This window comes from Streptomyces sp. NPDC058880, assembly GCF_042742535.1.
Classification (GTDB): domain Bacteria; phylum Actinomycetota; class Actinomycetes; order Streptomycetales; family Streptomycetaceae; genus Streptomyces.
Genome location: NZ_JBHYMC010000012.1, coordinates 35403 through 58099 on the forward strand (window position 1 = coordinate 35403; position 22697 = coordinate 58099).

20 protein-coding genes are annotated in these 22697 nt (G+C 73.6%); 8 read left to right on the forward strand and 12 right to left on the reverse strand.

Annotated features, from left to right (window positions below; all coding sequences use genetic code 11):
- Positions 1 to 34 precede the first annotated feature (34 nt).
- Together ACFW2G_RS09810 and ACFW2G_RS09815 are read left to right on the forward strand one after the other, a co-directional pair.
- On the forward strand, positions 35 to 565 hold the full coding sequence (locus ACFW2G_RS09810; protein WP_384582222.1) for a hypothetical protein: 531 nt from the start codon (positions 35 to 37) through the stop codon (positions 563 to 565).
- A gap of 56 nt (positions 566 to 621) precedes the next feature.
- Entirely contained in the window at positions 622 to 3789 is a 3168-nt protein-coding gene (locus ACFW2G_RS09815; RefSeq protein WP_384582220.1) for a tetratricopeptide repeat protein, read from the forward strand.
- A gap of 34 nt (positions 3790 to 3823) precedes the next feature.
- Here ACFW2G_RS09815 and ACFW2G_RS09820 read toward each other — a convergent pair whose 3' ends face one another.
- From ACFW2G_RS09820 to ACFW2G_RS09830, 3 genes are all read right to left on the reverse strand, one after another.
- On the reverse strand, positions 3824 to 4339 hold the full coding sequence (locus tag ACFW2G_RS09820) for an SRPBCC family protein (protein WP_384446499.1): 516 nt from the start codon (positions 4337 to 4339) through the stop codon (positions 3824 to 3826).
- Between the two features lie 85 nt (positions 4340 to 4424).
- Positions 4425 to 5708: a ClC family H(+)/Cl(-) exchange transporter gene (locus ACFW2G_RS09825; RefSeq protein WP_384582218.1), complete on the reverse strand. Its 1284-nt coding sequence runs from the start codon at positions 5706 to 5708 to the stop codon at positions 4425 to 4427.
- Between the two features lie 3 nt (positions 5709 to 5711).
- Complete coding sequence (locus ACFW2G_RS09830; RefSeq protein WP_384582216.1) at positions 5712 to 6326, reverse strand: dihydrofolate reductase family protein; 615 nt, start codon at positions 6324 to 6326, stop codon at positions 5712 to 5714.
- A 269-nt stretch (positions 6327 to 6595) separates the two neighbouring features.
- Between ACFW2G_RS09830 and ACFW2G_RS09835 the strand changes: the two genes are divergently transcribed.
- On the forward strand, positions 6596 to 8734 hold the full coding sequence (locus ACFW2G_RS09835) for an MMPL family transporter (protein WP_384446505.1): 2139 nt from the start codon (positions 6596 to 6598) through the stop codon (positions 8732 to 8734).
- Here the strand turns inward: ACFW2G_RS09835 and ACFW2G_RS09840 are convergent, their stop codons facing one another.
- From ACFW2G_RS09840 to ACFW2G_RS09880, 9 genes are all read right to left on the reverse strand, one after another.
- The gene (locus tag ACFW2G_RS09840; RefSeq protein WP_384582262.1) at positions 8735 to 9454 is read right to left on the reverse strand and encodes an alpha/beta hydrolase; all 720 of its coding nucleotides are present in this window, start codon (positions 9452 to 9454) and stop codon (positions 8735 to 8737) included.
- Positions 9455 to 9517: 63 nt separating this feature from the next.
- On the reverse strand, positions 9518 to 10339 hold the full coding sequence (locus ACFW2G_RS09845; protein ID WP_384582214.1) for a DUF1295 domain-containing protein: 822 nt from the start codon (positions 10337 to 10339) through the stop codon (positions 9518 to 9520).
- A 43-nt stretch (positions 10340 to 10382) separates the two neighbouring features.
- Positions 10383 to 11714 (reverse strand): class I SAM-dependent methyltransferase, encoded by a 1332-nt coding sequence (locus ACFW2G_RS09850; RefSeq protein ID WP_384582210.1) that lies wholly within the window; start codon positions 11712 to 11714, stop codon positions 10383 to 10385.
- Complete coding sequence (locus ACFW2G_RS09855) at positions 11711 to 12460, reverse strand: DUF1365 domain-containing protein (protein WP_384582260.1); 750 nt, start codon at positions 12458 to 12460, stop codon at positions 11711 to 11713. Before ACFW2G_RS09855 ends, ACFW2G_RS09850 begins: the two co-directional genes overlap by 4 nt.
- The gene (locus ACFW2G_RS09860; RefSeq protein ID WP_037917500.1) at positions 12454 to 13719 is read right to left on the reverse strand and encodes an NAD(P)/FAD-dependent oxidoreductase; all 1266 of its coding nucleotides are present in this window, start codon (positions 13717 to 13719) and stop codon (positions 12454 to 12456) included. The genes ACFW2G_RS09855 and ACFW2G_RS09860 overlap by 7 nt, the downstream gene beginning before the upstream one ends.
- Positions 13720 to 13842: 123 nt before the next feature.
- Positions 13843 to 14595, reverse strand: coding sequence for an anti-sigma factor domain-containing protein (locus tag ACFW2G_RS09865; protein WP_384582208.1), 753 nt, complete (start codon positions 14593 to 14595; stop codon positions 13843 to 13845).
- Positions 14592 to 15194, reverse strand: coding sequence for an ECF RNA polymerase sigma factor SigK (gene sigK, locus ACFW2G_RS09870; RefSeq protein WP_037917494.1), 603 nt, complete (start codon positions 15192 to 15194; stop codon positions 14592 to 14594). Before sigK ends, ACFW2G_RS09865 begins: the two co-directional genes overlap by 4 nt.
- A gap of 275 nt (positions 15195 to 15469) precedes the next feature.
- Entirely contained in the window at positions 15470 to 15934 is a 465-nt protein-coding gene (locus tag ACFW2G_RS09875; protein ID WP_384582206.1) for a hypothetical protein, read from the reverse strand.
- A gap of 182 nt (positions 15935 to 16116) precedes the next feature.
- Entirely contained in the window at positions 16117 to 17874 is a 1758-nt protein-coding gene (locus ACFW2G_RS09880) for a DUF6777 domain-containing protein (RefSeq protein ID WP_384582204.1), read from the reverse strand.
- Here ACFW2G_RS09880 and ACFW2G_RS09885 point away from each other — a divergent pair.
- The 5 genes from ACFW2G_RS09885 to ACFW2G_RS09905 all read left to right on the forward strand — a co-directional run bounded on the left by ACFW2G_RS09885 (position 17873) and on the right by ACFW2G_RS09905 (position 22557).
- Positions 17873 to 18112: a hypothetical protein gene (locus ACFW2G_RS09885; protein WP_384446518.1), complete on the forward strand. Its 240-nt coding sequence runs from the start codon at positions 17873 to 17875 to the stop codon at positions 18110 to 18112. The genes ACFW2G_RS09880 and ACFW2G_RS09885 overlap by 2 nt on opposite strands.
- Before the next feature lie 305 nt (positions 18113 to 18417).
- Complete coding sequence (locus tag ACFW2G_RS09890; RefSeq protein ID WP_384582202.1) at positions 18418 to 18984, forward strand: TetR/AcrR family transcriptional regulator; 567 nt, start codon at positions 18418 to 18420, stop codon at positions 18982 to 18984.
- Positions 18985 to 19070: 86 nt separating this feature from the next.
- Positions 19071 to 20582, forward strand: a complete 1512-nt coding sequence (locus tag ACFW2G_RS09895) for an MFS transporter (protein ID WP_384582200.1) — start codon at positions 19071 to 19073, stop codon at positions 20580 to 20582.
- 39 nt (positions 20583 to 20621) lie between these two features.
- Entirely contained in the window at positions 20622 to 21092 is a 471-nt protein-coding gene (locus ACFW2G_RS09900) for an SRPBCC family protein (protein ID WP_384446523.1), read from the forward strand.
- A 91-nt stretch (positions 21093 to 21183) separates the two neighbouring features.
- Positions 21184 to 22557, forward strand: coding sequence for a carotenoid oxygenase family protein (locus ACFW2G_RS09905; RefSeq protein ID WP_384582198.1), 1374 nt, complete (start codon positions 21184 to 21186; stop codon positions 22555 to 22557).
- The last annotated feature ends 140 nt before the right edge of the window (positions 22558 to 22697 follow it).

Here is a 22697-nt window from a genome sequence, read left to right on the forward strand (position 1 = left end):
CCGGGGGCCGGCCCGTCACACAAGGGGGAGAACGGTGCTGGTCGAGACGTTGACAGCGTTGGCCGCCGCGGGTGGCGGCGCGGTCGTACAGGCTGCCGGGACGGACGCCTGGGACGGAGTACGGCGCCGGGTGGCGGGGCTCTTCGGGCGCGGCGACGAGCAGCGGGAGCAGGCCGAGCTGGAACGGCTGGACCGGACCTCCCGGGCGCTGGAAGCCGGCGCGTCCGCGGACCCGGAGCGGGAGCGTGACCGGCAGAGCGGCATGTGGCAGGGGCGCTTTGAGTCCCTGCTGGAGAACGCGGACCCGCAGGATCAGCAGCGCCTGGCCGACGAGCTGCGGGCGCTGCTTCGCTGTGGCGCCCTCCTCGAGGGCGACCTGGCCGTGTCCACCGGAAAGGCCACGGCCACGGACGGGGGCCACGCCGTGACCGGTGTCGAGCGCACCGGCGGAGTGGGCGGGCGGCCGGCGCGCGCGGTGAACACCGGGGACGCGCAGGCCACCGGCCCGGGCTCCCGCGCCGTCAGCGGCATCACTGATTCCCGCCATGATCCACGAGGCGCCTAGGCACCGGACACCGTCCGAAGGCCGGGGAGCGACGAGGCGAGGGATCGGGAGCGGCCATGGCGAAATGGCACTGGGGCAGGCGACGTGACGGGGGCGGGCGCAGCCTGGCCCGGGGCACCGCCGTCGAAGGGGTGCGCGTGACGGGGGACATCCCCTCGTCGCCCCCCGCCCAACAGGTGACAGGGTCCGGGAACGCTGTCGCCGACAACGGCGGCATCGCGGTCTCGGGTATCTACAACGACCATTCCAGCGTGCTGCTGCCTCCCGAGGTGTTGCGGGCGGCGGCCAAGGTGAAGGCCCCGCGGGGCATGGACGATCTGCCCTACCTGCCCGGTCACTTCGTGGGCAGGGAATCCGAACTGCAGTCCCTGGACGCGGCGATGAAAGGGTCAGGACAGGTGCGCCTGCAGGCGGTGCACGGACTCGGCGGAGTCGGAAAGAGCGCCCTGGCCGCCCACTGGGTGGCCACCCGGGCCCACTCCCACAAGCTGAGGCCGGTCCGGTGGATCACCGCCGACAGTCCCGCCGGCGTCGAGCAGGGGCTCGCCGCCCTGGCCGTAGCACTGCAGCCGGCCCTGGCCAAGGTGCTCACCACGGCAGCCCTGGCCGAGTACGCCCTCCAATGGCTTGCGGGACACACTGGCTGGCTGCTGGTCCTGGACAACGTCACCGACCCGGCTGACATCGCCGCACTGCTCGCGCGTGCCCCCGGCGGCCGCTTCCTGATCACCAGCCGGCTCGCCACGGTGTGGACCACCGCCACCACCGTCATCCGACTCGACGTCCTGGACCCGGCCGAGTCCCTGACCCTGCTCACTCGCGCCACCACCGCAGCCGGGCCCCGGGACCTGGACGGCGCCGCCGAGCTGTGCGCCGAACTCGGCCATCTGCCCCTCGCGGTGGTCCAGGCGGCCGCTTACCTGGCGCAGAACCCACTCCTCACCCCAAGCAACTACGTCGGCCTCCTGCGCGAGGACCCGGCCGGGACCTATCAACAGGGAGGCGAGGGCCGCACCTCCGCCGAGCGCACCGTCGCCCGCGTCTGGCGCGTGACGCTGGACCGGATCAGCGAACTCCAGCCGTACGCGGCCCGCGTCCTGCGCGCCCTGGCCTGGTACGGCCCCGATCGCATCCCCGTCGGCCTCCTTGACCGCATTCCCGACCATCCCTTCGAGTCGATGCCCACGCCTCGCCAGGTCGCCGACGCCGTCGGCCTCCTGAACGCGTACAGCATGATCGATGTCGCCCCGGCCACCCGCACCCTCGGCATGCACCGTCTCGTGCAGGGGCTGACCCGCACACCCGATCCCGCCGACCCCCACCGCGACCCGGTGCTCATCGAGATGGCCCGCATCCACGCGACCCTCGCCCTGCACGAGGACGTCATCCCCCTGTCCTGGCGGGACCCGGCCTTGTGGCCACAGTGGCGCAGCCTGATCCCGCACATCGATGCCCTGGCGAGCAACACGCCGACCGCCGATGACTCACCGCAGATGGCGGCACTGCTCAACCAGGCGGGGGGCTACCTCCACGGCCAGGGGCTGGCGGGCCGGGCGGTCCCGCACCTCGAACGAGCCCTCGCGTATCGGGAGCGCAGCCAGGGCCCGGACCATCCGGACACCTCCGACATCGTCAACAACCTCGCCGCCACCCGGCTCGCGATCGGTGACCTGGCCGGGGCCGTCGCCCTGTCCGAGCGGGCCGTCGCGGCGACCGTGCGGCACAGGGGCAGGGATCATCCGCTCAGCATCGGAGCCCAGGTCAATCTCGCGGTGGTCCGCCTGGAGGCCGGGGAGGTGGACCGGGCGACGGCCATGATCGAGCAGGCCCTCGCCGACAGTCTCCGCCTGGGAGGTGAAGCGCACTACGCCACCATCATGGTCCGTTCCCATCTGGCAACCGCCTACCTGGCGGCCGGGCACTTCGACCGGGCGCTGGAACTACAGACGCGGAACGCCGCCATCAGCGCCCGGGTGCTCGGGGAGGACCACCCCGACACCCAGGCCGCCCGCATCATCCTCACCCAGGCCGCCCAGGCGGCAGGAGACCCGGCCAGAGCCGTCCCGTTGTACGAACGGCTCCGCCGACGCCAGGAGCGGGCCCTGGGCGAGGACCATCCGCACACCCTCGCCACCCGTTCCAACCTCGCCTCCGCCCACCTGGCGTCCGGAAACCCAGGCCGGGCGATCGAGGAATACGAGCAGGTGGTCGAAGACCGGATGCGCGTCCTCGGCGAGGACGATCCGCACACGCTTGCCGCCCAGGGCCTCCTCGCCGACGCCTACACCGAGGCCGGGGACACCGAGCGGTCGATCCCGCTCAGCGCGCGCGTCCTGGAGGACCGGCTGAGGGTCCTGGGAGAGGACCACCCCGACACCTTCACCGCCCGCGAGAGTCTGGCCGGGGCACACCGGGCGGCGGGAGACCTCGACCGGGCGATCCTGCTCTGCACCCAGGTCCTCGACGACAGGCTGCGTGTACTCGGCCCGAACCACCCCGACACCCTCAACGCCCGGAACAACCTCGCTCTCCTCCAAGGGGGGCAAGGGGCAGAAAACAAGGCGATCGCCCTGCTCGAACACACCCTCGCCGAGAGCGTGCGCGCGCTGGGCGAGGACCACCCGCACCTTGCCGCCACCCGCCACAACCTGGCGGCCGCGCACTTGGAGGCGGGAAACCCCGGCCGGGCGATACCCCTCCTGGAGCAGGCCGTCGCCACGAACATCCGCACGCTGGGCCAGGACCATCCCCGCACGGTCGACTCCCTCCACGGACTGGCATCGGCCCACCGGGAGGCGGGGAACGCGGCCCAGGTCGCCCTGCTGTGCGAACGGATCCATGCCTCCCACAGCCGCACGCTCGGCGAGCACGACGCCCAGACCCTCAAGTCCGCTTCCCACCTCGCGCTCGCCCGCCTGGAGGCGGGAGACCCCGAGCGCGCCCTCCCCCTGCTGAAAGCCGCCTTCCGCGCGCAGAAACGTCTCCTCGGCCCCGGGCACATCGACTTCCTCACGACCGCCCACAACCTGGCCCTCGCCCACCACGCGCTTGGACACCTGGGCAAGGCCCTCCGGCTCTACCGGAAGGTCCTCATCCTCAGCACCTCTGTCCTGGGCGAGGACGATCCCCTGACGCAGTCCGCCGCCGCGCACCACGCCGCCGCCTCCGCTGCGCGGGGCGCCCCTGAAGACCCCCGCATCGATCACGCCCCCAAGAGAAGCTGAGGATCGGATCGGTCCGACCGCCGCTGCCGAGGTGTCAGGCAGCGGTGGAGCGGGCCTCCAGCTGTGACTTCAGGTTGCGCAGGGTCGTCCGGATGTTCTTCCGCTGGAACTCGGCGAAGGTGTGTCCCCTCGTCGCGATCCGGTCGAACGTGTTGGCCACCGCATCGGGCCAGCTCCGGCGGTCGTCGGTCCACGTCTCGGTCACCTCGGTGCCCCCGGGCACGGCGGCGAAGCGGTACTCCCAGGTGGCGATCGGGCCGGGCAGCCACGGGCGGCGGAAGCCTATGGCGTGGACCCTGAACCGGAACAGCCGGTCCGGGTCGGCGGCCGTCACCGTGCAGCGGGTCGTCCAGCGCAGCGGGCCGCGTTTGTTGCGGCCGTCGAAGGCCATGCCGACCCGGGTCCGGGTGCCCGGCCCGTCGACCGGGGTCCCGCCGAGGTTCTCCGGGCTCCAACGCCCCATCAGGGCGGGGTCGGCGACGTGCTGGTAGACCGTCGACGGGTCGGCGGCGACGAAGACGGTGTCGTGGACGCTGAACGTACGGGGCATGTGGCTCCCTCCTCGGAGCACGACGGTAGCGGCCGCCTCGCGGCACGGGTCCGGCGGGCCCCTCTCCAGCCGGCCCCCGCACCCGTCAGGCCCGTCCCAGCATGCGGCGGCGAAGAGTGTCGTAGAGGGGTGCGCTCCCCAGCCGGTCCGCCGTCACCGCCGCGGCGAAGCAGGCCGTCAGCAGCGGCAGCAGAAGCGCGCCGGTGCCGGTCATCTCCGTCACCAGGGCGACGCCGGTGAGCGGTGCCCGCACCACGGCGGTGAAGACGGCGGCCATCCCCACGGCCGCGAACGCGGCGGGACCCGCCGTGCCGGCCGGCAGCAGGGGGAAGGCGGCCGCGTGGGTGAGCGTCCCCCACAGGGCTCCCAGGGCCAGCAGCGGTGCGAACAGCCCGCCGGGAGTCGCGGCAGCGTAGCTGAGCGGGCCGGCCACGAAGCGCACGACGAGGCAGACCACCAGCGCCGCGCCGGTCAGGCTCCCGCCCGCCAGCAGGCGCTCGCTCAGCTGGTCGCCGCCGCCCGTGAGGAGCGGGTCGAAGGCCATCAGGGCGCCGACCAGGGCCCCGATCACGGCGGCCCGGACCACGAGGGGCACCTGGGTGAGCCGGTCGCACACCTCCAGAGTCCCCACGACCAGGGCGCTGTACCCGGCGCCCAGTGCCCCGGCCGTCACCCCACACAGGAGGAAGACCGGGAGCATCCACAGCGGCGGGGCGGGAACGGCCGGCATGGGAAGGACCAGCCCGTCGCCCACGATCAGCTGGGAGACGGACACCGCGGTGACGGTGCCGACGATCGTCAGCAGCACCAGGCGGGGCCGCACCGTGCCGGTCACCTCTTCGCAGACGAACAGCAGCCCGCCCAGCGGGGCGGTGAAGGCCACCGCAAGACCGGCCCCGCCCAGCGCGGTGTGGAGCATGCGGGCGTCGCCGGCGGCCAGCCGGCCGCGGCGGCCCGCCACGGCTCCGATGGCGGCACCCATGTGGACGATCGGTCCCTCCCGTCCCAGGACCAGGCCCGAGCCGATCCCGACGACTCCGCCCGCGAACTTCGCGGGTAGCAGCCGGGCCGGGTGGCCCTGGGACTCCCCCCGCCACACGGCCTCCACGTGCTGGATGCCGCTGCCCGCGGCGTGCGGTACCCGCAGGGCGATCGCACAGGCCGCCGCCGCGCCCGCCGCGGTGAGGGCGACGGGGATCAACCGGCCGGCCCCGCCCAGTGCGGCGGCCTCCTCCACGACCGAGGTGCGCAGCAGGTCGGCGTGTTCCAGGCACCACCGGAACGCGCCGCCGACCAGCCCGACCAGACCCCCCGCCAGCGCCGCCACCAGGAAGGCGCGGCCGTCTCCCCACCTCCGCCCGGATGCCATGGCTCAGTGCTGGGGCAGGTGGGTCTTGGCGTCCTCGTACGTCGCCCCGCCGGGTGCGGGGGCCACGGCGTAGAAGAGGTTCAGCACACCGGTGCGGAAGGTCTCGGCGGACACCAGCTCCAGCGGCACCGCTGTGGGCTCCCGGTCGAACAGGCGCATGCCGCCGCGCACGGCGATCGGGTGCAGCAGGAGGTTCAGTTCGTCCAGCAGCCCGGCGGCGATCAGCTGGCGCACGACGGAGACCGAGCCGCTGATCCATACCGGCGTGTCCGTCCCCGGCTGCTCCTTCAGGGCGGCGACGGCGGGGGCGAGGGCGCCGCCGAGCTGTTCGCAGTTGCGCCAGGTGAAGTCGAGCCGGCTGTTCGACACCACGATCTTGCGCGCGTCACCCAGCACCTTGGCGAACGGCGCGTCCTCCCCGCCCTCCACCTCCCGCTGCGGCCAGGCGCCCGCGAAGCTGTCGTACGTCCTGCGCCCGAGCAGCAGGGTGTCGGCCCGGCCCAGGGTGGCATCCACGGCGGCGCCCATCTCGTCGTTGAAGTAGGGGAAGTGCCAGCGGTCGGGCGCCTCGACGACACCGTCGAGCGAAATGAACAACTGCGCCTTGATCTTCCTCATGCCGGTCTCCGGGAGCTGGTGGTCGGTCCGTCCGCGTACGGGCCCATCCAAGGGCACGCGGGGGTCTGTACCCGGTGCATTCACCCGCACGGCGGCTGCGTCGACCGCTTGCGGACCCCGCCGACGGCGTGCGACTGCGGATCGGCGGCCGGGAACTGCAACCCGATCGGACCCTCGGCCGGAAGTGGGGATGAGGGGCCGCCGCCGCGGACCCCCCGGGCACGGACGCTGTTCGCCCGACCTCCACCCATCACGGCCAAGGACTCTCGTTGAGAAAGACACCGCGCGCAAAGGCATCGCGCCGGGCCCGCTGGATCGTTCCGCTCGCCCTGCTGGTTGTATGGCTCGGCATCGGTGGAACGCTGGGACCGTACGCGGGCAAGCTCCGCGAGGTCGCCACGAACGACCAGGCGGCGTTCCTGCCGCGCAGCGCCGAGTCGACGCGGGTCCTCGAAGCCCGCGGGGCCTTCGAGGAAGCGCAGTCCGTACCCGCCGTCGTGGTGTGGACGGCGAACGGGCCCCGGGTGACCGTCGGGCAGCAGGAGGCGGCCGCTCGGGCGGTCGGGGACCTCGTGGGACGGCCCGGGATCGCCACCACGCCCTCACCGCCCGTCGTCTCCGCCGACGGGCGGGCCCTGCAGGCCGTCGTACCGCTCGCGCCCGACCTCGGCGAGGAGCTCCCGGCGGTCCTGGACGAGGTGCGGCAGGCGGCGCAGCGGGTGCCGGGCACCTCGGTCGGGATCGCCGGTCCGGCGGCCACCCAGGTGGACCTGTCCGAGGCGTTCGCGGGGATCGACGGGCTGCTGTTGGGAGTGGCCCTGGGAGCGGTCCTGCTGATCCTGCTGCTGGTCTACCGCAGTGTGCTGCTGCCCTTGGTGATCATCATCAGCGCGGTGTTCGCGCTGGGCCTGGCCTGCGCGGTGGTCTACGCGCTGGCGGCCCGGGGCGCCGTCCGCGTGGACGGCCAGGTGCAGGGAATCCTGTCGATCCTCGTGATCGGCGCCTCGACCGACTACGCCCTGCTGGTCGCCGCGCGCTTCCGGGAGGAGCTCGCCGTACGCGGCGACCGGGCGCACGCCGCGGCGGCAGCCGTGCGCCGGTCGGCCGGAGCGGTCACCGCCAGTGCGGCGACCGTGGCCCTGGGGCTGCTGGCCCTGCTGGCGAGCGACCTGACGAACAACCGGGCACTCGGGCCCGTCGGCGCCATCGGGATCGTCTGCGCGGTGCTGAGCTCGCTGACCTTCCTGCCGGCCGTCCTGGTCCTGCTGGGCCGCACCGCGTACTGGCCGGCCATGCCCGGCCCGGCCGACGCCTCGGCCGAGGGGCACCGCGTGTGGCGCCGGATCGCCGCCCTGATCGACCGCTCTCCCCGCCGCGTGTGGGTCTCCACCTCCGTCCTGCTGGTGGTGCTGGCCGGCTTCTCTCCCGCGCTGTCCGCCAAGGGCGTGCCACTGGACGAGATCTTCGTGAACGACGCGCCCTCGGTGGGCGCCCAGCAGACGCTGGCCCGACACTTCCCCGGCGGCTCGGGCAATCCCGCCGTCGTCATCGTGAACGCCGACCGGGCCGCCGAGGTACGGGTGGCCGCCGAAGGCACCGACGGGGTCGCCTCGGTCGCACCCTTCACCGCGGGTGGCGGCAGGCCGGGCCCGGGGGCTCCGCTCGTCGTGGACGGCCGCGTCCGTCTGGATGCCACGCTGGACGCGGCGACCGACAGCGACGCCGCCAAGAGGACGGTCCAGCGGCTGCGGGAGCGCGTGCACGCGGTGCCGGAGGCCGACGCGCTCGTCGGGGGCTACACCGCCCAGCAGTTCGACACCCAGCAGACCTCGGCCCGTGACCGCGCCGTCATCGTCCCGGTCGTCCTCGGCATCATCCTGCTCATCCTCGTCGCGCTCCTGCGCTCCGTGCTCGTGCCCGTCCTGCTGGTGGCGACGGTCGCACTGAACTTCCTCGCCACCCTGGGGGTGTCCGCGCTCGTCTTCGGACACCTGCTGGGCTTCAGCGGCACGGACGCCTCCGTACCGCTGTACGGATTCGTGTTCCTGGTCGCCCTCGGCGTCGACTACAACATCTTCCTGATGTCCCGCGTACGCGAGGAGAGCCTCGCGCTGGGGACCCGTGCGGGCGTGCTGCGGGGGCTCGTCACCACGGGCGGGGTCATCACCTCCGCCGGGGTGGTCCTCGCCGCGACCTTCGCCGCGCTGATGGTGATTCCGCTGGCCTTCCTCGTCCAGATCGCCTTCATCGTCGCCTTCGGCGTCCTGCTGGACACCCTCGTCGTGCGGTCTCTGCTGGTACCGGCCCTCATCATCGACATCGGCCCGCGCGTCTGGTGGCCCGGTGCGCTGGCCCGCCCGGGCACGCGGGTCGGCCCGCGGACCGCACCGGCGGCGCGGACCGGGTGATCACCACTGCGGCCCCGGCGCGCCGGTCGCGTTCCCGTCGGCTCGCACCGGACCGAACGGACCGTCGCCGCCGGGGAGGCCGCCGGGGAACGGGGCGAGTCCGAGGAGCGCCGCGGTGGCTTCGGCCGTGATCCGGTGCCACAGGCCGGCGTTGCCGATCATGGCGTGGCCGCCGCGGGGCATCCTGATGCCGCGGACCCGGGCTTCGGCCTTCCGGGCGCGTTCGAGGTAGGCCCAGGTGTCCGCCGCCCGGGTGACACGGTCGTGTTCGTCATGGAGGGCGACAACCGTGCGAGCGCGCAGATGGGCGGCCGGTTCGGCCGGCGGGCACCACGGAGCGAGCGCCACGACCCCCTCGACCTGGGGATCGTCTGCGGCACGCAAGGCCGCACGCCCGCCCATGGAGTGCCCCACGAGGACGACGGGAACCGGTCCGGCGACGGCACGGAGCTCCTCCAGGGCGCGTCGGACGTCGGCGACCGGATGCGCGTGGTGGCCGTTCCAGCCCCGGTGCCGGTAGCGGACGTGTGCGACGAACACGCCGGCGTGGGCGGTGGCGCGCGTGACGGCCGTCGCAAAGGGTCGCATGCGCAGGGCCGGCAGGTTCAGCAGGGGCGGCGGCCGCAGGGCGTCCGCCCGACCGCCGTGCAGCAGCAGGACGGCCGCGGGCACCCCTTGGGACAGCCGGTGGGCGGGGGCGGGGATCAGGGCGGCCGGCACGGGCCGATCCCGGTGGGCGCCCCCTCCGGGGTGGTCGGCGGCCTCGGGCGAAGGGTCCACACGTCACCTCCTGGGCTTCGAGGGGTGGTGGCGGGGCGGGAGCGGAAGGAATCCGCTGGTGCGGGCGGCGTACTCAGCGTAACCGGGGCGGTCGGCCATGTGTCTCTCCAGCAGCCGCTTGCCGCTGCCGACCGTCAGCAGGGCCGTCATGAGGACCGGGGAAACCAGGCTCAGCAGCGCCGAGGACACGCTGGTGCAGGCGAACAGGTACAGGCCCCACCAGACGAGGCTGTCGCCGAAGTAGTTGGGATGGCGGGTCCAGCCCCACAGTCCCCGGTCCATGATGCGGCCCCGGTTGGCCGGGTCCTCCTTGAACCGGGCCAGCTGGTGGTCGCCCACGGCCTCGAAGCACAGTCCTGCGGCCCACAGGGCCAGTCCGAGTGCGCCGAGCACGCCCATCGGGGCCGCCGCGTACGAGGCGGCCTGGACGGGCAGGGAGACGAGCCAGACCAGCGCGGCCTGGAGGAGGTACACGGTGCGCAGGGCGTACCAGGTCCGGTTTCCGGGTGCCTTGTCCAGGAGCGCGGTGTAGCGCGGGTCCTCCCCGTGGCCGCGGGCGCGCCGTGCGATGTGCGCCGACAGCCGCAGCCCCCACAGGATGGTTGCCGCGGCGACGAGCAGCCGTCTGACGGGGTCTCCCTGCCCGGCGGAGAGGACGTAGGTCCCGACGGCGACGGCGCTGAAGGCGACACCCCAGGCGACGTCGACGACGCGGTGCAGGCGCAGGCGTGTTCCGACGGCGAACGCGACGAGCAGTACGGCCGCCGAGACGGCTGCCGCGACCGCCAGGTTGGTGCCGAACGGGCCCCAGGCGGTGCCGTTCACGGCCCCTCCCCGGCGGCGGACGCCCCGGCGGGCCCGACGGCCCTCACCGGAAGGTCCCGTCGGTCAGGACGATCTGGCGGACGTCCAGGTAGCGGGAGCGGAAGCCGGCTTCCGAGTAGGCCAGGTAGAAGTCCCACAGCCGCTGGAAGACGGTGTCGAAGCCGAGTTCGGCGACGGTCGCCTGGTTCGCAGTGAACCGTTCCCGCCACAGCCGCAGGGTCTGCGCGTAGTGCTCGGCGAAGCCCATATCGGACTCGGTGCGCAGGCCTGCCGCCGCCGCGTGCTCGGTGATGGCACGGCGGGAGGGGATCAGGCCGCCGGGGAAGACGTACTTGCTGATCCAGGTGTGGGTGGCCGCGGTGTTCAGCATCTGCCGGTGGCCCATGGTGATGGCCTGGAGGGCGACGCGGCCGCCGGGATGGAGCGCGGTCCGCAGGGCGGCGAAGTAGGAGGGCCAGTACTCGGCGCCGACCGCTTCGATCATCTCGACGCTGACCACGGCGTCGTAGCGGCCCTCCACGTCACGGTAGTCGCACAGCCGGACCTCGACGCGGTCGCCGAGCCCGGCGGCGTCGATCCGGGCGCGGGCGAGGGCGGCCTGTTCGGCGGACAGGGTGAGGGTGGTGACGCGGGCACCGCGGGCCGCGGCGCGCAGCGCGAGCTCTCCCCAGCCGGTGCCGATCTCCAGCAGCTCGGTGCCGTCCGTGACGTGGGCGAGGTCCAGGAGTCGGTCGATCTTGCGGTGCTGGGCGGCAGGGAGGTCCTCGTAGCGCGCGGGGAAAGCGGTGAACACGGCGGAGGAGTAGGTGAGGGTCGGATCGAGGAAGGCGGCGAAGAGGTCGTTGGACAGGTCGTAGTGGCGGTGGATGTTCTCGCGTGCGCCGCGCCGGGTGTTGCGGTCGCGGCCTGGGCGGTGGGACACCCACAGCGGGCGGAGGCCGCGCAGCGGGGCCGGGACCAATTCGTCGACGTGGGTGGCGAGGACGGTCAGCAGGCCGGGCAGGTCGTCGCTGTCCCATTCGCCGGCCATGTACGACTCCCCGAAGCCGATCAGGCCGGCGTGCCCGATGCGCTGGAAGAAGGCGTCCGGGTCGTGGAGGGTGATGTCCGGCCGGGGGCCGGTAGCGGCGTCGGTTCCGGTGCCGTCGCGTACCTCCAGGGGGAGCCGCTTGAGAGCCCGGCCGACCAGGTGTGCGGCGACGGCGGTCCGGGCCGGACCGGCGGCCGGCGGCCGTGCCACGTCCGGCCAGCGTGCGGGGTCCGCGCCCCGGCCGGCAGCGGGGGTGCCGCCGGGCATGCGCCGCTGCTCCGGCATCAGCGGCGGACGGCCGGACGGTGGTGCCTGGTGGTCGGGCGTGATGGCCGGGCGGGTCACGGGACCATTCCCTTCTGCGGTATGTGCCGGGGGCGGGGTTGTAGGGGCAGGCCGCGCAGGAGCAGGCGGATCCCGTGGAAGCGGATCCCGGCCCAGACGACGGCGGTGGACCAGGGCCTGCGGGCGGCGGCCCGCAGCAGGGCGCGGGGCGTGGCGGGGCGGGCACGGCCCCGTACGGTGGCGGTGAACGGGCGGCCGGCCTCGGTGTGGAGGTGCACCGTCAGGTCGAGGCGTTCCCCGGGGCACGGCAGGCGCATCCGGTAGTGGCCCTCGATCGGGAAGAACGGCGAGACGTAGAACCGCTTCTCGGCCCTGGCCCGGCCGCCGGCGTCCGGATGGAGGAGGTAGCAGTGCCGCTGTCCGTAGGTGTTGTGGACCTCCGCCACCACGCACACCAGGTTTCCGGACCGGTCGTGGCACCAGTAGACGCTCAGGGGGTTGAAGACGAACCCGAGGACCCGCGCGTGGGCGAGCATCAGCACGCGCCCGCCCGCGAGGTCTATGTCGCGCGAGGCGAGGAACTCCTCCAGACCGGCGCGGATCGTGGGGGCGCGGCCCGCGAAGTGGTCGCGCGGGTCGAACCGGGCCAGGGGACGCAGCGGGCGGGGCAGGACCGGCAGCCGGTCGAGGTCCACGCACCACAGGTAGGTGCGGTGCCGGAGGTCGTGGCGCAGCGGCGCGGTGCGGGCGTGGACGACCAGGCACTCGTACAGCGCGGCGGCGGGGGCTGCCTCCCCGGTCACCAGCGCACTCCCAGGGAGCGCGCGGCGGCCGCGCCGGAGCGGCAGCCGTCCTCGTGGAAGCCCCAGCCGTGCCATGCTCCGGCGTAGGCGGTCACGCCGGTGTTCAGGCGCGGCAGTTCCTTCTGCGCGGCGACCGAGGCGGGGGTGTAGACCGGGTGCTCGTAGAGCATGCGACGCACGACCCGGTCCGCGTCCACACGGTCGTCGGCGCCCAGGGTCACCACGTAGTCGGCGCCGTCGGGGAGCTTCTGCAGGCGCCGCATGTCGTAGCTGACGCGGACGGCCTCGGTGGAGGGGGCGCAGGCCGGCATGTGGTAGTTCCAGCAGGCCCGGGCGCGGGGTGAGCGGGGCAGGATCCCGGTGTCGGTGTGCAAGACGGTGGGGTTGGGCTCGTAGGTGAAGGCGCCCAGGAGCCTTCGTTCATCCTCGGTGGGATCGGCGAGCAGGCGGAGGGCCTGGTCGGGGTGGGTGGCGATGACGACGGCGTCGTAGCCGTCGGTGGCTCCGTTCTCGGTGGTTATCCAGGCGCCGGAGCCGCGTCCCGCCCGGTGGACGGCTTGCACGGGGCTGTCGGTACGGACCCGGTGCACGCTCTTGGCCGCGGCCTGCACGTAGGCGGCGGAGCCGCCGGTGACGGTCTTCCACTGGGGGGAGCCCGTCACCGACAGGAGGCCGTGGTGGTGGAGGAAGGTGAAGAGGTGGGCGGCCGGGTAGGACAGCGCGGTACTCGCGGGACACGACCACACCGCGGAGACGAGCGGGAGGGCGAAGTGGCTGACGAAGTAGGGGGAGAACCGGCCCGCGCGCAGGAAGTCGCCGAAGGTGACGTGGTGGGAGGGCGGATCGGCGAGCAGCCGCCGGGCCCTGCGGTGGAAGACCGGAACCTGCGCGAGCAGGGCCAGGTAGCGGCCGCGCAGTGCGGGCCGGCCGGTGAAGAGGCCGGACGGGCCGCGGGCGCCCGCGTACTCCAGTCCGCAGCCGTCGCAGCGGACCGACATGCTCATCTCGGCGTCCTGGGTGGTGATCCCCAGCTCGCGAAAGAGCCTCAGCAGGGTGGGGTAGGTCCGCTCGTTGTGGACGATGAACCCCGAGTCCACACCCATGAGCCGCCCGTCGGGGCCGGGCAGTTCATGGGTGTGGGCGTGGCCGCCGAGGCGGCCGTCGGCCTCGTAGAGGGTGACCTCGTACGAACGCGCGAGGATGTGGGCTGCCGTCAGGCCCGCGACCCCGGCGCCGACCACCGCCGCTTTCCGGTGTTCCACCTCAGCACTCCCGTCACTCGACGCGCCGCTGGGTGCGGTCGCTCACCCGTACTTCGCAGCGGGCGGGCGGGTGGATTGGTGGCGGACGATTCCTGATGCGTACGGGGCGGGGGCGGTCCGGCGTCAGGTGGGCAGGGCCATGAGGAGGAGGGGGGCGGTGGTGGGGCTGGGGGAGCCTCCGGCGGGTTCGAGGGTGAGGCCGACGGCGCCTGCGCCGGCAGTGTCCCCGTCGATGAGGACGGTGCCGTCCTGGTGGATGAACCCGGCCGGGCGCATGGTGCCGTCGTGGTCGAGCCAGAGCTGGTAGGTCCTGCCGGGTGCGGGCGCGGGCAGTCCGGCGGCGGTGAAGGCGGCCCTGTTCTGCCGCTCGGAGGCGACGACCGTGGTGGTCGCTCCGTTGCTCGCCCGGCCGTGGACCGCACGTGCGTCGGGTGCCGCCAGGACGGCGCTGACGTCGTCGAGCCGCTGCTGGGCCTGGATCGCACGCTGCCGGTACTGGTCGCTCTGCTGGTTCTGCCAGGCTGCCAGACCGGCGAACGAGGCGGCCGCGGCCACACTGGCGGCGAGGGCGAGGGGGACGGCCCGGCGTCGCAGCACACTGCCGAAGCCGGCGGTCGGCGCGCTGTCGGTGACCCGCGGCGGCAGTTGGCGGACGCCGTCGACGGCGTCCAGGACGTGCTGCTTCATCCCCGGGGGCGGGCTCTGCGCGGCGGAGTCGGCCAGGCGCGCGGCGGTGGCCTCGAACTCGGCCACCTGCTCGCGGCACGTCGGGCAGTGCGGCAGGTGGTCGGCGAACCCCCGGCGCTCGGCGGGGTCCAGGGCGTTGAGGGCGTAGGCGGCGGCGAGGGCGTGTACGTCGGAGTGGTGTTGTTTCATGTGGTCACCCCCATGCAGTCGCGGAGCCGGATCAGTCCGTCGCGCATGCGTGTCTTGATGGTCGGAAGCGGTGTGCGCAGGGCTTCTGCGACCTCACGGTAGGTCAGGCCGCGGTAGTAGGCCAGGGTCACGGCCTGGCGCTGTAGTTCGGTCAGGCCGCGCAGGCAGCGGCGTACCTGTTCGCTCTCCAGGCGGGTCTCGACCTGCTCGGAGACCTCGTCGAAGGCCGTCTGGTGCTCGCGGGCGGCCTGGGCGTGTTCCCGGTCGGAGGACGCCTGGGCGGAGCGGACCCGGTCCACCGCCCGCCGGTGGGCGATCGTCCCCGCCCACGTGGTGACGGCGCCGGACTCGGGCCGGTAGCGGGCGGCCTGCCGCCACAGGTCGATCATGACCTCCTGCGCGACCTCCTCCGCCTGGTGCCGGTCGCGTACGACCCGGACGACGATCCCGAAGACCATGGGCGCGAGTGCGTCGTAGAGGGTGGAGAAGGCCTGTTTGTCGCCGTGGGCGACCTTGTCCATGACCTCGGCGAGGTCGCTGCGGCCGGCGTGACTCGCCCGGCCGGTACGACCCGGCCCGAACGGGAGGGGTTGGTTCACTGGTCGGACCCCGGCTGCGGCGACAGGGGGCTGGGGCTGGGGCAGCCGGTGCCGGCCGGCCGGGGTCGGGGTGTCCGTCGCATGGTGGTCCTTGTCCTCGTCCTGGTCCTGGGTCGTGCTCTCGGGTTCGGCGCGGTGCCTGTGGTGTGTCCGAGGTTTCTTCGTAGCGGACGCGCGTACGGATGGCCGGAAATTTGCCAAACGGATCAGATGAGCGGGTCGGCCGCGGCCCCTGATGTCCAGGGGCCGCAGCCGTCGTACTGCCCGGGCAGGCGCTACCACGTGTCGTGGCAGCTCCAGTGTCCGGGAACCCAGTGGTTCACCGGGTGTCCGGGCGCCCGGTGATCCTTCCCTTGGCCCTTGCTCCACCAGCCGTCGTGCCATGTGCCGTGGTGGTCGCGGTAGCCGTGGTGCCGGGTGCCGGCGTGCCACGTGCCGTCCCAGTGGCCCTTGACCCACGTGCCAGTGATCCAATGACCCTCGACCCACGTGCACCGGTCGTGGTGGCGACGGTGGTGCCGGTCGTCCCGGTCGTGACCGCGGTCGCGGTCCCGGTCGCTGGTGAGCGTGGGGTTCGGCGTGGCCGGCGCCGCCGTGGCGGCGCTCGCCGTACCGGACAGGCCCAGCAGCGGGCCACCGGCCAGCAGCCCTGCGGACACGACTCCGACGACCAGGCGCTTCTTGTGTGGTGAGGCGGTCATCGGGTTCACCTCCTGCCTTTCGTAGGGTTCGTCAAGCATGCGGTTTCACCTGCTCCTTCACCGTCTGGAGCGTCACCACCTATTCGTGATGAACGGGGTGAAGGATTGGCAAGACACTCAAACCGTCATGTCTCTCTCCCTTCGGAGTGCGTGCAGTGAACCCTGTCGCCCCTGCGCGGACCACCGTGCGCCGTGCGGCACCGGCTGCCGTGTCGGGTGCGCTACCTGAGCAGCGGCCGCTCCTCCCGGCTCCCCGAGCCGTCGGTCCGGCCCGACTGCCCTGGCCGGACCCCCTCGTCCCCCGTCTGACGGCCGGACTCCTGCCCCGGCCCGCGCCCCGCCCCCTCGTGACCCGACCGGACCGGACCGTCACCGCTGCCGGCGCCCTTGCCCGTCGCCTTGCCGGTCCCAGAGCCCTGGCCGGAGCTTTGGCCGGAGCTTTGGCCGGATCCCGTGCTCGTCTCCTCCCCCGAGCCCTGGACCGGTGCCTGGCCCGTGCCGTCGCCGGGGCCGCCGCCCGCGTCCTGCTGGGGCGCCTTGCCGGTTCCCGTGCCGCGGCCGGACCCTTCGACCCCGCCTTGGTCGTCGCGCCGGCCCGCACCCTGGCCCGGTACCTCGCCGGTGCCAGGGCCGGATTCCCGCCCGGGAGCCTGGCCCGTGTCGGCGCGTGGACCCCCATCCGTCTGCCGTCCCGGCTCCTTGCCGTCGCCGTCGCCCCGGCCGGACCCTTCGCGCGTCTGCTGACCCGGCGCCCTGCCCGGCTCCTGGCCAGAGCTCTGGCCCGGTGTCTGGCCCGTACTCTTGTCGTGCCCACGGCCGTCCTTTCCGCCTCCGCCCTGGCCGGCCTCCCGGCCCGAGCCCTCACCGGTCTCCCGGCCGGGGCCGCCCTCGTCCGGCTTTCCACCGGGCTCGTGCTCCGGGTGCTTCGCCCTTGACTTCTGCTCCGGCGCGCCGGGGGCGTGGTCCTGGCCTCTGCCCGGCTCCTGCGCCGGGTCCTTCCGCGGTGTCCGGTCCGCGCCCCGTGGCTTCGCAGGCGTGTCCGGCGCCTCGGTCGTGCCCTGCTCCCCGTGCCCCTCGCGGCCCGGGTCCTGAGCCGGGTCCGGCTTGCGACCCGGTGCGACACCCGGCGCCGGGTCCGGCACTTCGGGATTCCGCTGCCGCGTCTGCGCGTCGTGTCCGGTCCGAACCGATCCCTGGCGGGCCGGTGGCAGAGCCGGGTACGGCGAGCCGGACGGGCGGCCCGGCGGCGGCTCGACCTCGCGGTCGGACCGTGCCCGCACGAGGCCGCTCGGGCGCTCGAACCACGCCTTGCGGTCCTGATCGAAGACCGTGACGGCCTTCACCGGTTTCGCGGCAGGCTTGACCGCGACCAGTTCGGCGGACCGGAACGAGGACCACTCCCCACCGCTGAGCCTGGCCTTCCCCGGGACCGCAACCGGTGGCGTCAAGGGGTTGCCGCACGCGCACCGGACCCGCGGCACACCGCGCCCGTCGACCAGTACGGACGTACCGGCCTGCAGGATCGCCTGGTAGCCGGTCGGCGCGCTGTTGCGGTACCCGTGGTTGGTGACCCGGGTGTCCCAGCCCAGCCGGACCGGTGTGAGCGACCGCAAGTATGCGGGGATCCCGGCCCGGCGGACGCCGAGCGCGGCGGCGAAGGCGTTCCCCTTCTCCGCGTGCTCCGTGAGGAACGTGATCTGCTTCTCCACGTCACAGCTCGCGACGTTCCGGGTGCCCCCGTAGAGACCGGGGTGACCGCCGTCGACCTCCAGGGTGCGCCCGCCGCCCGTATCGCCCCGCGGCGCGCCGGTATGCGCGGCCGGCACGGCGGCCCGGTTCGTCTCGGTGGCCGTCGAGGGTGTGAACGGATCGGGCCCGGCGGCCGAGGCGGCCTCCAGGAACACTTCGCCGCCGGCGGCGGTGGTGCCGCCGAGCACGGTGAAGCCGAGGACGACCGCCGAGACCACCACCGCCGCCATGCTCGCACTGACCGCCGCCCTGCGGGACCGCCAGCGGTGTTCCGGCCGCCCCGCTCCGTCGGCGGGTGGCAAGGTCGGCGCGGACGGGTGGGAGGGGGGCGGCGGCGGGGGCACTGGTGGCGGCGCCTCGGACGCCGGCGGTGCCTGGGGTCGCGGCCCCCTGCCCGAGAGCGGACCGGGCGGCGGCCCCGAGGGGTGCCCGGAGGAGGACAGGGAACTCATGACCTTCGCCCCCTGACACGGGGCCCGCGGAAACCGTTGGTGGCTTTCATGCGCTCGCTCCTTCTGGCCGTCGACTCCTCCACATCCCGGAGGGGAACACCGCAACCGGTGGCACCGATGGGGTCACGCAGCGGGCGTGAACCGTGCCTCGAGTAAGCCCCCCGATGCCCGGCCGCGTCATGTCGCGACCATTCGGGACTTGACAGAGCCCTGCCGCAGACCGCTTCCACGCCCGGGTGCGCCGCCGGGCGGGGGTCGGGAACCACCGGCCGGATGACGCCGGGCATTGACAGCCAAAAGTGTGAGTGGTTTATTACACACATGAACACGGAACGACGACGCCAGCGCTCCTCGGCCGAGGAGCGCCGCGAGACCGTCCTGCGGACGGCGGTCGGAGCCTTCGCGGCCCGCGGTTACTTCGGCACGACGACGACCGAAGTGGCCAAGGCCGCCGGAATCTCCCAGGCCTACGTCTACCGGCTGTTCCCGAACAAGGAGGCGCTCTTCACCGCGGTCGTCGAGCACTGCTTCACCCGGGTGCGGACCAGCCTCGAAGAGGGCGCCGCGCAGGCCCGGGGCAGCAGCCCCGAGGCGGTCCTGCACACCATGGGCGACACGTACGCCCACCTGATCGCCGACAAGGACCTGCTGCTCGTCCTGACCCACGCCCAAGCGGCGGCCGTGTCCGAGGTCGCCGTACGCGGGGCCGTGCGGGCCGGGTACGCCCGCATGGTCGAGTACGTGCGGGGCGCGTCGGGCGCGACAGAGGCGGACGTCCAGCAGTTCTTCGCGACGGGGATGCTCTGCCACCTCCTCGTATCGCTGGATGCGCACGAGGTGGACGCACCCTGGTCCCGGACGCTCTCGGCCGGCATCCGGCACTACTGACAGGCGACGACCGCCGGGCGGACCATGTGGTCCGCCCCGCTTTCGAACCAAACAGTGAGTGGTTAACCACACACAGGAGATCGCGCATGCACGCCCCACCGTCCGACCAAAAGACCACCGGGACCACCGGGACCACCGGGACCACCCTCGCGACGCTGGCCGCGGCCCAGTTCGCCGTCACCCTCAGCACCTCCATCGTCAACGTCGCCCTCCCTGCCGTGCGCGACGGGATCGGTCTGTCGGACACAGGCCTGTCATGGGTCGTCAACGCCTACGGCCTGGCCTTCGGGGCCCTGCTCCTGCTCGGCGGCCGAGCGGCCGACCTCCTGGGGCGGCGCCGCGTGCTGGCGGCCGGCCTCGCGCTCTTCTCCGCGGCGGCCGTCGCCGCCGGGCTGGCGAGCACCCCCTGGATGCTCATCGCCGCCCGTACGGCCCAGGGCGCCGGTGCGGCTGCGATCGCCCCCGCTGCGCTCTCGCTGACCATGCGGCTCCATCCGCCTGGGCCGGCCCGCGCCAAGGCCCTCGGTGTCTGGGGTGCCGTGTCCGGTGCGGGCGGAGCGGCCGGAGTCCTGCTCGGCGGAGTCCTCACCCAAGGCCCCGGCTGGCCCTGGGTGTTCCACGCCTCCGGCATCGGCGCGGCGGCGGTCCTGGCAGCGACCCTGCGCCTCGTCCCCGCCGACCCGAAGGAGGCAGGCGGGCCCCGTCCGCGGCTCGACCTGGCCGGGTCCCTCACCGCCACGGCCGGCCTGGTCTCGCTCGTGTACGGGCTCACCGCCGCGGGCCGCGCCGGCTGGACCGACCCTCTGGTACTCGGCACCCTCGGTGCGGCGGCGGCCCTGCTCGCCCTCTTCGCGCTGGTCGAACGCCGCCACCCGGCGCCCCTCCTGCCGCCCGGACTCCTGACCCGGGGAGCCGTGGCTCCGGCCAACCTCGTCATGGCGCTGCTCGGCGCGGTCTGGGTGGGCTTGTTCTTCTTCCTCCCCCTCTACCAGCAGCAGGTCCTCGGCGCCGGCCCGCTGGAAGCGGGACTCTCCCAACTGCCGCTGGCGGCGGCGAACATGCTCGGGTCCGGCCTGGCACCCGTACTCGCCCGGCGCATCGGCCCGCACCGGACCCTGCTCGCGGGGCTGGCGACCCAGGCCGCCGGATTCCTGTGGCTGGCCAGGATCCCGGCCGACGGCACCTTCCTCATCCACCTCCTGGGCCCGGTGCTCCTGGTCGGGGTCGGCCTCGGCGTGGCCTTCGTCCAGCTCACCGGCTCGGCCGTGAGCGGGGTGGAGCCCTCCGATGCGGGACTGGCCGGCGGCCTGGTCAACACCACCCGCCAGATCGGCGGCGCCGTGGGCCTCGCCGTACTGGGCACCCTCGCCGCCGCCCGCACCGCGTCCGCCCCGCCCGGCCTGCCGCACGCCGCGGCCCTCACCGAGGGATACCGCGCCACCTTCCTCCTCTCGGCCGCCGTGCTGGCCCTCGGAGCGACCCTCACCCCGCTCCTCGCCCGCGGAACCCGGCGCGCGCCGGAGTCCGTCCCCACTCCCCCACCGTTCGCCGCCCCCCGCCCGTCCCACCGAACCCACCGACCCCACCGAACCCGCTGATCAGCTGATCAGCTGATCGCACCATCGAAGGAGCACCCCATGACCACGCACCCCACCGCCGTCGACGCCGAGGCCCCGGTCGTCGTCCGCCTCGAGACCACCGTGCACGCCCCGCTCGCCACCGTCTGGGACCTGCACACCGACGTCGCCGCCTGGGCCGACTGGAACGAGGGCGTCGACCGCGTGGAATACGCCGGTCCGCTCGCCCCCGGCTCCTCCTTCCGCTGGCTCACCCACGGCCTGGACATCACCTCCACCGTCCACCAGGTCGTCCCCGGCGAGCGGATCGTCTGGGGCGGTCCGGCGCACGGCATCGACGGCATCCACGTCTGGACGTTCCAGGAGACGGCGCAGAACACGGTGACGGTGCGCACCGAGGAGTCCTGGAGCGGCGAGCCCGTGGAGGCACGGCCCGCGGAGCTGCAAGAGGTGCTGCGGCAGTCGCTGGAAGCCTGGCTCGCCGCCCTGAAGGCCCGCGCCGAGACGGCTGCCGGGACCGGACGCGTCTGACCGGATGGTGCCGACCGCCCGCGAAGCCCCACACCCGCACCGCCGCCCGCCCCCTCTTGCCGCCATCGTCGAAAAGGTCCAGGACATCGTTATGAGCAGCCCCGCCAAGCCCTACCTGACCGGCCACTACACCCCCGTGGCCGACGAGATCACCGCCACCGGCCTCACCGTCGAGGGCGCCATTCCGCCCGAGCTGACCGGCCGGCTCATCCGCAACAGCCACAACCCCAAGCCCGGTGTCACCCCCACCCACTGGTTCAAGGGCAGCGGCATGGTCCACGGCATCCGCCTGCGGGACGGCCGCGCCGAGTGGTACCGCAACCGCTGGGTCCACACCCCCGCCCTCGACGGCGCCCCCTACATGACCGAGAAGGGCCCCGACCTCACCGCCAGCACGGCGGGCACCCATGTCATCGAGCACGCCGGCCGGCTCCTCGCCCTGAGCGAAGCGGCGTTGCCCTTCGAGCTGACGGCGGATCTGGAAACCGTCGGGGCCTACGACTTCGAGGGCAGGCTGACCTCTGCGATGACCGCCCACCCCAAGGAGGATCCGGTCACCGGCGAGCTCCACTTCTTCGCCTCCTCCCCCTTCCCCCCGTACCTGGTCCACCACGTCGCCTCCGCCGACGGGAAGGTGCTGGAGAGCCAGGAGGTCCCGGGCGCGAGTGCGGCACTCAAGCACGATTTTGCGATCACCGAGCACTACGTGGTGTTCCTCGAAGGCTCGGTGACCTTCGACCCGGCCGAGCACTCGGGCATCCCGTACCGCTGGAACGACGAGCAGATCTGCCGGATCGGCGTCATGCCGCGCACCACGGCGGGCTCGGGCGGCCGGGCCCACGCGATCCGCTGGTTCGAGATCGGGCAGGGCTACGGCATGCACTTCGCCAACGCCTACGAGGACCCGTACGGGCGGATCGTCGTCGAGGGCCCCTCCGTGGGCCGGGACGGCTGGCAGCGCTCCTGGAACTGGTGGGTCGGTGCCGAGGACCGCGGGGCCGAGCCGAACTGCGGATCGCGTAGCACCCGCTGGACCGTCGACCTGGCGGCCGGATCAGTCAGGCAGGACGTGACCGACGACCTCACCGTGGAATTCCCGACCGTCAACGACGCCTTCCTCGGCATCGAACACCGCTACCAGTACGCCCTGGCCTTCCCCGACGACAGGGGGATCGGCGCCCACACCCTCGTCAAGTACGACCGCACCACCGGCGCCCGACAACTGCTGCCGTTCGGGGCCGGCCGGCTCCCGAGCGAAGCCGTGTTCGTGCCCGCCGACGGCGCGAGCCCGTCGCAGGAGGACGCCGGGTACCTGCTGACGGTGGTCAGCGACGTCAGGGCGAACGCCTCTCAGCTGCTCGTGCTGGACGCCTCCGACCTGACCCTCCCGCCGGTGGCCACCGTCCACCTGCCACGCCGTGTCCCGGCTATGATCCACGGCTCCTGGATCCCCGACGCCGCCTGATCCCGCCCCCTCGGGCAGGCGGCTCCTTACGAAGCCCCGAACGCGCGACCCCGCGCGCTCGGGGCTCGCGGCCGCTCGGGCCCCTGCGGGCCACTCCCCCGACGCCCGCGGGGGTGAGCCGCGTCTCACCTGTGGACCAC